A 9432-nucleotide genomic window follows, 5' to 3' on the forward strand; every position below is an offset into this window, starting at 1 on the left:
TAGCTAGGCTCCGTAGGACCGGCACTTGCCGTTCTGAGCCGCCTGCTGCATGATTGGCTCACAAGGGTATACCCAACGGAGCCAACATGAGTACGACAGTCCGCGCTGCTCGCGTGTACCTGCGCGTCAGCACCGACGAGCAGGATCTTGAACGACAAGAGGCGATGGTCGTGTCCTCGCGTGCCGCGGGGTATTATGTCGCAGCTGTTTATCGCGAGAAGGCTTCCGGCGCGCGTCCTGACAGGCCCGAGTTGCTTCGCATGATAGCCGACCTGCAAATGGGCGAAGTGGTTATCGCCGAAAAGATCGATCGGATCAGTCGCCTGCCGCTGGCTGAGGCGGAGAGGCTCGTCACCGCTATCCGCGACAAGGGAGCGAGGCTAGCCGTACCAGGAATCGTGGATCTTACCGATCTTGCCGAGGACAATGGCGGGGTGACGCGCATCGTCCTAGAGGCAATTCAAGACATGTTACTGAGGGTTGCGCTTCAGACCGCTCGCGATGATTACGAACTGCGCCGCGAGCGGCAGCGGGAAGGCATAGCGATCGCCAAGCGGGAGGGACGCTACACCGGTCGAAAACCAGACTTGGCCCATCATCGCCGCATCGTCTCACTTCGTGAGGCTGGGATGAGCATAGCGAAAACGGCGGCGCTGGCGGGTTGCAGCATCGCACAAGTCAAGCGCGTCACAGCCCTCCACCGGGCGACCAAGCAGAGCGATGCGCGTCCGACGATACCGTGAGACAGAGCCGGATGATTTGATTTGACCTTTGAATAGTTCTGCCAAGATCGAAAGAGGCTGCAGCGTTGCCGCTGGGACGATCAAGCAGGCGTCAAGGCTGCAGCAGAGATCTCAATTTCCGGCCCGCCGTGGCGCAAGGCCGATCGTGGCCGTGCCGCGCCCCCATACCGGCAGGTAGACGCCTTGCCCCGCCGCCTTCAGCTGGCCCGTCCGCACGTCCGTGATGCGGGCGCGCACGATCAGGTCGCCGATACGCTTCTCGTCGATCGCACGGGTGATCTTGCCGAACAGCTTGTCGAAATCCTTTTCGAAATTCTGGGTCAGCGCGGCTGACACAGTGCCAGATATGCCGGGAGTGTTGGCAAGCTTCAGCAGCAGGCTTGTCCGGACCGAGTCGGTCACACTGGCGACGGTGAGATCGTCGAACGCGACACGGCGATCGTTGACGGCGTTGCGCGGCGTGGCGGTAAGCCAGATCGTGCCCCGCGAAGGCTCCCCGCCTTCGGCTGCCGCGCTGAAGCGAAGCCCGACTGCGATCTTGCCGCCCGTCGTGCCGTAGATGGTCACTTGGTGGAACTGCGCGCGCACGGCCCCGACACCGGGCACTTCGAAGGGGCGGCGCGACCGCTTCACCAATGCCTTGGCGAGGACCGGCTCCAGCTGACGATAGTCGGCGATGACGGGTATGGCGAACAGGATGCGGCCGGGTCCGGGCTGCGTGCGCGTCATGTCGGGGAGCGGCCGGCGCTGCGGATCAGGTGGCCGGTCGCCGACGAACGTCTCCGTAACTGCCGTCAGCCCTAGAGCCAGGTTCACCCGGTTGCGCGAGATGGTGTAGCCTCCGTAGCTCAACTGCCGGGGCGTGATCCGCATCCACACCGGCGGGTTCGCCCGGTTCAGTTGGACGGAGGTGAACGCCGACCCCCAGACCTGCGCGACCTGCTCGCGCAGCTGCAATCTGCCGAGTTCCTGCGGCAGCGAACGCTCCAGGCGCGCGACGACGCCGGCGAGCTTGGCGTCAGCCTTGCTGGTGAACTCGATGCGCTGGCCAAGGAAGTCGACGTGGGGCTCGTCGGTCCAGTCGTAGGCGATCGACACCGTGCCGCGCGGCGACCAGTCGCGGGCGATGTCGAGCCTGATCACAGCCCGGACGCGGGCGTCCGCCTCGGCCGTTTCCCGGCTGAGTACGCCTCCCACGTCGCGCGCGCTGATCGCGGCGTGAAGCGGCATGGTGACAATGATCGTTTTTCCCGAGCCCTCCAGCACCAGCCGCCCTCGGACGACGGTGCCGGTGATGCGGCACTGGATGGCGGGCGTCTTTATCTTCGCGAAGAGGATCTTGACCTTCTTCGGCGGAAGGCAGGTCTGCCCCGGCTTGTCGATCGACCAGAGGCGACGTGGAATCGCCTGTTCGAGGCTTCGGGCCAGCTTGTCCAGGTCCGCGACGATCGGCACATCGACGGTGGACGTCTGCGGTGGCACGTTGATCGTGTCCGTCGCTCGCGGCGGCGCCTGGCGAGGCGTTCGGTCGCAGCCAGCGAGGCAGGCGACGCAGAGCAGGACGGATGCGATCGAGGCACTCGAGACTTCGCTCCTGCGCAAGAAGGACCCGGCAGTCCGGCCTGGCGCTTCAGCTTTTGACGCTGCCGGCGCGGGAACGGTCCCCCTGGCCGTCGTGTTCTTCATCGCCGCGCACCTCCAGCCGTCCGAGCGGCCATCCATCCAGTGGGTTCACCAAACGAGTTTAGAGAAAGGGAACCGTTCCGTTTCCTTATCGTTCAGCTCGTTGATTTCGGTCAACGCCTCACAACACCAATGGAGGATCTCAATGAAGACTGCGATAGTGGCTGCGTTGCTCACCCTGGCGCCGATACCAGTGTTGGCGCAGGCCGTTTCGCCCGCCACTTCGGGAACGATGACCAGCGCCGACGTCGGCGTTTCGCCGATCGCGAGCCAGAGCGGACCCAATTACGTGCTCGCGGCGGCCGACGCCAACCTTTACCAGATCAAGGCCGCGCAGCTCGCCGCGACACGCGCGCAGCGGGATGACGTCAAGGCCTATGCCAAGCGCGTGCTGGCGGAAACGCAGAGCAGCCACCAGGCGCTACTTGCGGCGCTGAAGAACGATCAGCGCACGATAAAGGCGCCGCCCTCGAGCCTGTCCGCCGACCGAGCCGCCCTGCTCAAGCTGCTCCAGAAGGCGCCCAAAAGCGCGTTCGACAATCTGTATCTGACCCAGTCCGCGCAGGTCCAGCAGGCCGCATGGGCCGTGCACAAGGGTTACGCGCAGGATGGAACCGATCCGGCGCTGCAGCAGGTCGCCGGCACTGCGGTCCCGGTGCTGGAGAACGAGCTCACCACTGGCAAGTCCCTTACCCCCTCCGGGCTTGCAGGATAGGTGAAACCGGCCGGGCCAGGTCGATGAAGCCCCCCTTCGACCTGGTCCGGCATCTGTTTGCGGCGATCACTGTCTGGAGTGCAGCCGGCGGAATTGCTCCCGTGCTTCGGCGCGCATGAGCTGCTGCATAACAATCCAGTAGCCCGTGACGGCTGTTTCTCCTGCCGCTTGGTAAGCGTTCGCCATGTTGCTCCTGAGATGCTCGAAAAGCGCGTTTTCTAGCGCTCGTCCCTTATCGGTCAAAGAAAGCAGCTTCTGACGACGATCGCGCTCCCCGACCCGTCCGGAGACGAGCCCGCGATCCATGAGGTCCCTCATGACCCTGCCAAGCGATTGCTTGGTGACGCTTAGAACGTCCAGGAGTTCGCTGACGGAAATTTCGGGATGCCTCCCCAAGAAATAAAGAACGCGGTGGTGTGCCCGCCCGAGGTTCTGCTTAGCCAGCTCGGTATCGACATGAGCCAGATGGGATCGGTGAGCAAAGAACATCAGGTCCATCCCTCCCCTGATCGCGTCATCACGCAGATACTGGGCAGGTGGCGGCAGAAGCGGCGCCGTCACGCGGTCAGGCCCCTCCCTGGCATGGCTGCAAGACCGTCACTGCTGGCTCCATCCCAGTCCTATCGCCTTCTGCAAGGCGATGAATGCACGATCAAGTTCACCCGTCGCTTCCAGGACCGACTGATCAGCAGCCAGCGCCGCGCGTTCGGCCTCGATGGATGTGGTCAGCGGGATCGCCCCCTGCTCGTATCGCTGCTTGGCGTAGGTCGCCGACTGCCTGGAACCATCCCGGCTCGCGATGCTCGAAAACAGGTTACGTCGCTGATTGCCGAAGCGGGTCAGGCTGGTTTCCGCATCGGACAGCGCGCCGAGAACAGCCTTCCGATATTGTGCTTCAGCCTCGTCACGGTCGGCCCGCGCCTGTTCGACCCGGGCACGATTGCGGCCGAAGTCAAGGAAGCTCCAGCTGATCCGCGGCAGCAGCAGACCCGCTACGCTGTCAGGATCGACCGCATCGGCAATATTGGGACCACCCAGGCCGATGATGCCCATGATACTGACCGAAGGGAACTGCCGGGCAATGTTGACGCCAATCTTTGCGTTCGATGCCGCCAGCTGCCGCTCGGCCGCGCGAATGTCTGGGCGGCGCCGAAGCATGGCGGCGGGATCGCCGATCGCGACAGTCCCGGGGATCATCGGAATCGGAGCGGGCGCGGAGAGCGCCGCGTCGTGCGCACCGGGCTCGTCGCCGGTGAGCAGGGCAAGCTGGTCCAGCGTGGTCGCGATCTGTCCCTCAAGCGGCAACAGTCCCGCCTCCGTGCGAGTCAGCTCGGTCTTCAGACGCACCACCTCGTCGCGCGATGAGGCGCCGCGCTGCTCGCGCTGTTGCAGCAGGGCGAGTGATCGCTGCTGAAGCTGCGCGGAGCGGCGCGCCAGGATCAGGCGCTGCTGGAGTTCGCGCAAGGTCACATAGTTCTGGGCCACCTCCGCCGAGAGACGAACTTGCGCATCAGCTCTATTGGCTTCGGCCGCCTGAGCCTGGGCCTCGGCACCTTCGGCCGCGCGGCGCCGTCCGCCGAAGAGATCGATCTCCCACGACGCATCAAGGCCGGCATTGTAGAATTCGGCCCTGATACGATCGGATTGCTCGCCCTGCGTCGGCAGCGCGAGCGAGCCTGCGGGAAGATCGGCGACGATCGCAGTGCCCGACGCCGAGACGGTGGGCAGCTGGTTCGCGCGCTGTTCGCGCAAGCTGGCGCGCGCCTTGCGGATGCGCGCCTCCGCGATCGCCACGTCGGGATTTGAGGCAAGCGCGCGGTTGATCAGCGTCGTGAGCTGCAGATCGCCCATGCCTTCCCACCAGCGCGCAACAGGGGCTTGCGGTGACGTGACTACCTGATCTGCGCGGCGAAATGTCGTTCCGGGACGCTCGCCGCTCGCGACGCCCGGCGGGCCTCCATAATTGGGTCCGACGACGCAGCCGGTCAGGAGGGCGGGCAGAATGGCCCAGCTAAGTCGCTTCATCAGTGCATCGCCATCTGCGTGTCGGAGGAGATCGGGCGGAGGAACAGCGCCAGCGGGGTAGTGATCGCAATCGCGACGCCGAGCGCGAAAAACAGATCGTTATAGGCCATGACGGTAGCTTGCTCGAGGAGCTGCCCGGCAAGCTGCCTATAGGCGCCCGCTTCGCCGGACGGCATGGACATGGCCTTCGCGAACCACTCCTGCGTGGTCGCCGCGTTGGCCGACACCGTCTCCCCTAGCCGATTGAAATGCAGGAAAGTCTGCCGGTCCTGGAGGGTCGCCATCAGGGCGAGGCCGATCGATCCGCCAAGGTTCCGTCCCGCGTTGAACAGCGCGGACGCGTCGCCGGCATCCTCGGGCGCCACGGCGCTGATCGCGGCCTGGTTAAGGAACATCATGGCGAAGATCTGCCCGAAGCCGCGGACGAGCTGGGAATCCCTCAGATCGCCCCCCGCCGATTGTGCGGTGAGGTGCCAATCCATGGCGCAACTGACGCCGATCAGCGTCATCCCGACGAAGACAGCCAGCCGGACATCGAGATATTTGAACGCGAGCGGCAGGAACGGCATCAGCATCAGGGCAGGGATGCCGGAGACGAAGACCACCTTGCCCGATTGCAGGGCGCTGTAATCCGCCATCGACGAGAGGAATTGCGGGATCAGGAAGGTCACGCCGTAGAGCACGACGCCGATGACAAGGCTGAGGACGAAGACGCTGCCGAACGACCGGCTGAAGATCAGCGACAGCTTGAGAACCGGATGCGCGGAGCGGACCTGTCCGATCGTGATGAGCGCAAAGCCGAACACCGTTGCGATCGCGAGCTTCACGATCATCGCGGACTCGAACCACATCTCGCGCTGTCCCTCCTCCAGCATGACGGTGAGCGCTCCCAAGCCGATCGCGAGCCCCGCGATCCCGAACCAGTCGGCATGGCGCAGCTGGTCGAGCCGCAGCTTCTCGTGCTTGAGCCCGAACAGCAGGAGCAGGACGAGCCCGGCACAGACCGGCACGTTGAGGAAGAAGGCATAATGCCAGCTGTAATTGTCGGTGAGCCAACCACCGATGATCGGCCCGAGCACCGGGCCGAGGATCGCGGTGCCGCCGAACGCGGCGGTGCCGATCGGCTGCTGTGACGGGGGCAGCCGCGTCGCGATGATGGTCATGGCAGTCGGAATCAGCGCACCACCGGTAAAGCCCTGGCCCACACGGCCAGCGATCATCATCGGCAGCGTCGTCGAGATGCCGCACACGACGGAAAAGCCGGTGAAGCTGATCGCCGCGCCCAGCAGGAAGTTGCGCAGACCGAACAGGCGCACCAGGAAGGGGCTTAGCGGGATCATGACGATCTCCGCCACGAGATAGGAGGTCGCGACCCAGGTGCCCTCGGTGCCGCTCGCGCCGATTTCGCCCTGGATTGTGGGCAGGGCCGCATTGACGATCGAGATGTCGAGAAGCGCCATGAACGACCCGATCGTGCCTGCAGCGACGGCAAGCCAGTCGCGCAGGCCGGCGCGTTCCGCCGCCATCAGCGCGCGCCCTGCGTCTCGCCGCGCTTCAGCCGCTCGGTTTCCTGCTTGATTCGTTCCCGGCTTCCCTTGGCGCCGATCGTGTCGACCGTCACCTCCACCGACAGTCCGGGACGCAGCACCCGCCGCGCCTCCGGACCCGCCTCGATGCTGATCCGCACGGGCACGCGCTGGACAATCTTGGTGAAGTTCCCGGTCGCGTTCTCGGGCGGGATGAGTGAAAACTGCGCGCCCGTCCCCGGAGAAAAACTGGCGACCCGGCCTCGCAGTTCGGCACCGTCCAGTGCATCCACCTTGATGGTCACGGGCTGCCCGACGCGCATCAGCGCGACCTGAGTTTCCTTGAAGTTCGCCTCGATGTAGAGTTGATCGACTGGCACCACCGACATCAGCCGGGTCGCCGGCTGGACATATTGCCCAGCCCGGACGGCCTTGTCGGCGACAACGCCGTCGATGCTGCTGCGGATCTCGACGGCCCCGAGGTCCGTCGAGGCGCGCGCAAGCTGCGCCTGCGCGGTGCCACGCTGCGCCTCCGCCTGACCGATGCGAGCCGCTTGGGTTGCAACACTGCGACGGGCGGCGAGGTAGGCCGCTCGCTGCGCGCGCAGCTCCGCGGCAGCCCGGTCACGCTGAAGCACCAGGCTTGCCAGCCGCTCACGCGATTCCGCCCCTGTCCGGGTGAGCGGTTCGTAGCGTCTTACCTCGTTCTCTGCCGCTGCGGCGGCAGCCTCGGCGCTCGCGACCTGGGCGGCCGCCTGGGCGACCGTGGCCTGTTGCTCATCAAGTGTCCGGCGCGCAGTGGTGATGTTGGCGCCGGCTGCGGCGATCTGGGCTTGCGCCTCTTCGACATTGGCGCGGTAGTCGCGAGGATCGAGCACGGCGAGCAGCTGACCGCGACGGACAGGCTGGTTGTCGGCGACGAGAACACGCTCGACATAGCCGCCCACCTTCGGCGAGACGGTCACGAAGTCCGCGCGCACATAGGCGTTGTTGGTCGACTGCAGGAACTGGCCGCTCGCGCGGTAATTCATGTACCAAACGATAGCCGCGATGATGCCGGCGACAAGCGCGGCGATGAGGACGTAGCGAATGATGGGGTAGCGCTCGAGAAGCGACGGCTTCTTTTCGCCATTCATCTCCTCGGAACCGTCCTCCGACCTGGATTCTGGGTGAAAATTCGCGTCCGGGTCGTCATGTCTCACTTTGTTTTCGTGGTTCTCAGCCCGATCGTCAGCCACCCTGCCGTCCCGTCAAATGTAAACCGAACCGTAGCATAGTCGGAGCTCGAGAGTAACGCTACAGACATTCCGGGCGTCGCACATATGACGCCCGAATGAGTCGCGTCGGGAAGCTAATCCGACGCTGGCCAAACCACGTTCGAATTGTGTCTCGCCGCCACCCAAGATGTGACGGTCGGTATGTGCAGATCCTGATCTCGATCTGGCCGGGCGCCAGCCGACGCGAAACGTCGGCCTTCGGCAACTTCCAGGTGTCAGGCCAAAGTCCCAAGAAAAGGCCGCTCTGTTTTGCCAGAGCGGCATGGGGAGGTTCTGCAATAGTCGGAACCTGGGATGTCAGGCCCTGAGCTCAGTCAAACTCTGTGTGACTTCACCATAGCCAGCATCGAGCGGAATGGTCAGAACGCGCTCTCCGTCCCGTGTCTCGATCTGCGGGAGCACGGTGACCAGCGGACGTGCCTCCGCTCGGGCGAGGCAATCCGCTGCGCTCTCGGCCTCGGCCAGCAGCTTCACGTTCATCAAGGTGGGGAAGATCACGGTTCGGGCGCCGCTTCGGGCGAGGTCCAGGACCGACTCTGGCGCGATCCACTCGGCATCGACCGTTTCATGTCCGTCGCAGATCGCGACCTGGTCGGCCGGAGCGGGGGCAGCGTAGAACCAGGTGTCGAACCGCTTCGGCATCATTTCTGGAGTGATCCAGCGGGCGAAAACGGTCAGGGCGGTCAGCGAGAGCTTCACCCCCAATCCGGCGACGACATCGAGGAAGGCGAGTTCCCCGGTATCGACCTTCCGGCGGGCCTCGGCGTCGCATACACTGGAGAAGCCGCGGCCGTCGGGATAGTTGGCCAGCAGGATCCCCGCTTCCTCGAACGCCTCGCGGATGGCGCCGATGCGCAGCGCGCGCTGGGTCGCGTCGATTTCGTCCCACCCGGTTACGTGATCGCGCCAGCGCGGATCGTCGTCACCGGGGTGCATCTTGCCTCCCGGGAACACCAGCGCTCCCGAGGCGAAATCGATCTGGTGGTGTCGTCGCACCATGAGCACCTGATATTCGGGCACATCCCGCAGCAGCAGGATGGTGCCGGCCGGTCGCGGCTCGGCCGGAGTGCGCCTGGCGTCCGCCGACGCGGTCTCGATGCTCATGATCTCTCCTATTCTCTGCACGGTCATGTCGCGATGCCGCCGTCCCGCATGAGATACGAACCGCGACCGCTGGCGAGCAGCACGTCGTCGGGCGAGCGCACCTCGCTGTCCGCGACCGACAGCGTCCGTCCTATCTTCACGACGCGCGCGTGGATGTGAAGCGGGCCGCCGCTTGCCGGACGGTGATAATCGACGTGGAGCGACGCGGTGGCGCTGACCGCACGCGTCCTCGTCAGCAGGACATACATGCCGGCGAGATCGATCAGGCTGGCGAGCACGCCGCCATGCACGGACGGGATCCGCGGATTCGATACGATCTCGTCGCGCCACGGCATGCTGAGGTGAAGGACACCGTCTGT

Annotated in this window: 9 protein-coding genes; 2 read left to right on the forward strand and 7 right to left on the reverse strand. The window is 65.0% G+C overall.

Translation table 11 applies throughout. The features are described from left to right. The first annotated feature begins 86 nt into the window (after nucleotides 1-86). On the forward strand, nucleotides 87-743 hold the full coding sequence (locus BGN95_RS05975; protein ID WP_046408804.1) for a recombinase family protein: 657 nt from the start codon (nucleotides 87-89) through the stop codon (nucleotides 741-743). A gap of 111 nt (nucleotides 744-854) precedes the next feature. Here BGN95_RS05975 and BGN95_RS05980 read toward each other — a convergent pair whose 3' ends face one another. After that, a complete protein-coding gene (locus BGN95_RS05980; RefSeq protein WP_286771965.1) occupies nucleotides 855-2429 on the reverse strand; it encodes a DUF4403 family protein in 1575 nt (524 codons plus the stop codon). A gap of 142 nt (nucleotides 2430-2571) precedes the next feature. On the opposite strand from BGN95_RS05980, the gene BGN95_RS05985 reads away from it, so the two are divergent. Then, the gene (locus tag BGN95_RS05985; RefSeq protein WP_046408753.1) at nucleotides 2572-3141 is read left to right on the forward strand and encodes a DUF4142 domain-containing protein; all 570 of its coding nucleotides are present in this window, start codon (nucleotides 2572-2574) and stop codon (nucleotides 3139-3141) included. A 66-nt stretch (nucleotides 3142-3207) separates the two neighbouring features. Here BGN95_RS05985 and BGN95_RS05990 read toward each other — a convergent pair whose 3' ends face one another. The 6 genes from BGN95_RS05990 to BGN95_RS06015 all read right to left on the reverse strand — a co-directional run. Continuing rightward, nucleotides 3208-3702 carry a MarR family transcriptional regulator gene (locus tag BGN95_RS05990; RefSeq protein ID WP_046408752.1) on the reverse strand — a complete coding sequence of 165 codons (495 nt, stop codon included), beginning with the start codon at nucleotides 3700-3702 and terminating at the stop codon, nucleotides 3208-3210. A 36-nt stretch (nucleotides 3703-3738) separates the two neighbouring features. Further along, nucleotides 3739-5166, reverse strand: a complete 1428-nt coding sequence (locus BGN95_RS05995) for an efflux transporter outer membrane subunit (RefSeq protein ID WP_046408751.1) — start codon at nucleotides 5164-5166, stop codon at nucleotides 3739-3741. Next, nucleotides 5166-6692, reverse strand: a complete 1527-nt coding sequence (locus tag BGN95_RS06000; protein WP_046408750.1) for a DHA2 family efflux MFS transporter permease subunit — start codon at nucleotides 6690-6692, stop codon at nucleotides 5166-5168. Before BGN95_RS06000 ends, BGN95_RS05995 begins: the two co-directional genes overlap by 1 nt. Beyond that, on the reverse strand, nucleotides 6692-7828 hold the full coding sequence (locus tag BGN95_RS06005) for an HlyD family secretion protein (RefSeq protein ID WP_046408749.1): 1137 nt from the start codon (nucleotides 7826-7828) through the stop codon (nucleotides 6692-6694). The genes BGN95_RS06000 and BGN95_RS06005 overlap by 1 nt, the downstream gene beginning before the upstream one ends. 438 nt (nucleotides 7829-8266) lie before the next feature. Beyond that, nucleotides 8267-9073, reverse strand: coding sequence for an NUDIX hydrolase (locus BGN95_RS06010; protein WP_046408748.1), 807 nt, complete (start codon nucleotides 9071-9073; stop codon nucleotides 8267-8269). A 23-nt stretch (nucleotides 9074-9096) separates the two neighbouring features. Then, a partial coding sequence (locus BGN95_RS06015; protein WP_286771966.1) for a PaaI family thioesterase occupies nucleotides 9097-9432 on the reverse strand: 336 nt, incomplete at its 5' end.

Source organism: Sphingomonas sp. 66-10 (assembly GCF_001897045.1).
Taxonomy (GTDB): domain Bacteria; phylum Pseudomonadota; class Alphaproteobacteria; order Sphingomonadales; family Sphingomonadaceae; genus Sphingomonas; species Sphingomonas lycopersici.

Bases quoted from the DNA above. Each gene is read 5' to 3' on its own strand.
- BGN95_RS05975 (WP_046408804.1), top strand. From the start codon at position 87: ATGAGTACGACAGTCCGCGCTGCTCGCGTGTACCTGCGCGTCAGCACC.
- BGN95_RS05980 (WP_286771965.1), bottom strand. From the start codon at position 2,429: ATGAAGAACACGACGGCCAGGGGGACCGTTCCCGCGCCGGCAGCGTCA.
- BGN95_RS05985 (WP_046408753.1), top strand. From the start codon at position 2,572: ATGAAGACTGCGATAGTGGCTGCGTTGCTCACCCTGGCGCCGATACCA.
- BGN95_RS05995 (WP_046408751.1), bottom strand. From the start codon at position 5,166: ATGAAGCGACTTAGCTGGGCCATTCTGCCCGCCCTCCTGACCGGCTGC.
- BGN95_RS06000 (WP_046408750.1), bottom strand. From the start codon at position 6,692: ATGGCGGCGGAACGCGCCGGCCTGCGCGACTGGCTTGCCGTCGCTGCA.
- BGN95_RS06005 (WP_046408749.1), bottom strand. From the start codon at position 7,828: ATGAATGGCGAAAAGAAGCCGTCGCTTCTCGAGCGCTACCCCATCATT.
- BGN95_RS06010 (WP_046408748.1), bottom strand. From the start codon at position 9,073: ATGAGCATCGAGACCGCGTCGGCGGACGCCAGGCGCACTCCGGCCGAG.